Here is a 2,596-nt window from a genome sequence, read left to right on the forward strand (position 1 = left end):
AAAAGGACTATAGATCCTCCAAGCCATTGCGTCCATGTCACTGCTTCACCCAGGAGCCAATAAGCTAAAACGGAAGCTCCGATCGGTTCAAGTAAGATAGCCATGGAAATCGTAGACGTACTCAGCCATTTCAACGTCCAGTTGAATAATGAATGACCGAAAAAGGTTGGGATAATGGCTAAACCTAAGAAAATCATCCATTGCTCTCCATTGTATCCTGTAAATGGTTGATTAACGATGAGGTTATAGAGCAATAATGTTAAGGAAGCCATACCGTAAACGATGAATGTATAAGTCATCAGAGAAAGACGCTTTCTCAAGTTCTGTCCTAGCAGAAAATAACCCGTTACTGTGAATGCTCCCAATAGTGCCAGCATATCACCTAACAGAGCCAGACCATTGATCTGGAAGTCTCCCCAGCTGATGATGATGCTTCCTGTAATCGTAATGACCAGACTAAGGACTGCGCCTACCGTGAATCGCTCCTTGAAGAAAAGAAACGTACCGATAAAGGCGAATATCGGTTGTAATGATACGAGTACAACCGAACTGGCTACAGACGTATAGTTTAGAGACTGAAACCAGAAGATGAAATGGAAGGCAAGGAAAATGCCGGCTAATATAGCAAGCATCCAGTCCTTCCGATGAATTTGTTTAAGTTCGTCTGCGTGTTTCCATACTACATAAGGAGCCATGATGATAACAGCTAACGATAAACGATAAAAAGCGATTATAGAACTGGGGGCATCTCCAGCCAGCTTTACAAAAACGGCAGCTGTAGAAATGGAAAGCACCCCGAACATTAAAATTATATATGGATGAATTGGAGGCTTATCCATTGATGCCCTCCTCTAATCAATATCAGGTTGCACTCATTTTATCATTCTTGGGTTTGAAAAGCATAGAGAAAATGTGTAGAATTAACTATGTCATGTGTGTTATGATGAATGAATCTATCAGGCAGATACCAGAGAAGCCTATCCAGTGCCCTGTGGCGGATGGCTTTTTTTACATGTATATAGGCAAATAAAGGTAGAAGACTTTAAAATTAAAGGAGCATGAAATAATTGACAACATTTCAATCACTAGGTTTATCAAAACCTATTCTTAAATCTTTAGACATTATGGGTTTTGAGGAAACAACGCCAATTCAAGAACAGACAATACCTCTAGGGCTTCAAGGGAAAGACGTGATCGGTCAAGCTCAAACAGGTACAGGTAAAACGGCAGCATTCGGTATTCCGATGCTTGAAAAAATTGATAAGCAAATGAACGGTGTTCAGGGACTTGTCATTGCCCCGACACGAGAACTTGCTATTCAAGTAGCAGAAGAAATGAACCGTCTTGGAAAAAGTAAAGGAGTCCGTGCCCTTCCGATTTACGGTGGATCGAACATGGAGCGCCAAATCCGTGCGCTTAAATCCAACCACATCGTTGTAGCGACACCTGGACGTCTTCTTGACCATATCCGTCGTAAAACAATTAAGCTTCAAAGTGTACACACGGCTGTACTTGATGAAGCAGACGAAATGCTGAACATGGGCTTTATCGATGATATCCGTGATATCCTGAAAGCTCTTCCGGAAGAACGTCAGACACTTCTATTCTCAGCAACTATGCCGAAGGAAATTCGTGACATCGCAACAACTTTGATGAACAACCCAGAAGAGGTCAAAGTTAAAGCGAAAGAAATGACAGTTGAAAATATCGAGCAATTCTATGTTGAGATTCCTGAAAAACATAAATTCGATACATTGACTCGTCTTCTTGATATCCACGACCCTGCACTTGCAATTGTCTTCGGGCGTACGAAGCGTCGTGTTGACGAAGTGGCAGACGGACTTCAAGCGCGTGGATTCAGCGCTGAAGGAATTCACGGAGACTTGACGCAAGGAAAACGTATGTCTACCTTGAATAAATTCAAACGTGGACGCATCGAAATTCTTGTAGCGACAGACGTGGCAGCACGTGGACTGGATATTTCTGAAGTATCTCACGTGTACAACTTCGATATTCCACAGGATCCGGAGAGCTACGTTCACCGTATTGGACGTACTGGCCGTGCGGGACGTAAAGGGGAGTCTATCTCTTTCGTAACCCCTCGTGAAAAAGACCAGCTGCATTTGATTGAAAAACTTACGAAGAAGAAAGTGGAACGCCTTAAAGTTCCTTCTTCTGAAGAAGCTGCTCGCGGTCAGCAAAAAGTTGTTGTTGAAAAACTGATTGAAACGATCAATAACAATAACTTGAATAATTACAGGCAATCAGCGAATGAACTACTTGAACAGTACGATGCTTCTGATCTAGTAGCAGCTGCACTGAAAATGATGACAAAAGAACGCAGTGAAGTTCCTGTTCGTTTGTCTAGTGTTCAGCCGATCAGTGTGAAAAATGCACAGCGCGATAAGAGCAAAGGCGGTAAGAAAAATTATCGTAAAGGCGGCAATCGCAACTTCAATTCTAAAAACAAATCTCGTAACCGTAACTTCAACGGTAAAGGGAAGCGTGGATACCAGAACAAGGGGCATAATTCCAACGCTAAATAAAGATAGAAAAAGCCAGACCTTTTAAAGGTCTGGCTTTTGTTTTGTGTTTT

The 2,596-nt window shown here is 42.2% G+C and carries 2 protein-coding genes; one reads left to right on the top strand and one right to left on the bottom strand.

What is annotated here, in order from left to right; all coding sequences use genetic code 11:
- On the bottom strand, positions 1-839 hold an 839-nt coding region (locus LD39_RS06320), incomplete at its 3' end, for a DMT family transporter (RefSeq protein ID WP_035544111.1).
- Positions 840-1,067: 228 nt separating this feature from the next.
- Here LD39_RS06320 and LD39_RS06330 point away from each other — a divergent pair.
- Positions 1,068-2,546: a DEAD/DEAH box helicase gene (locus LD39_RS06330; protein WP_035544116.1), complete on the top strand. Its 1,479-nt coding sequence runs from the start codon at positions 1,068-1,070 to the stop codon at positions 2,544-2,546.
- Positions 2,547-2,596: the final 50 nt, after the last annotated feature.

Origin of the sequence: Halobacillus sp. BBL2006, assembly GCF_000786645.1 — a bacterium.
In the GTDB taxonomy this organism is placed as follows: domain Bacteria; phylum Bacillota; class Bacilli; order Bacillales; family Halobacillaceae; genus Halobacillus.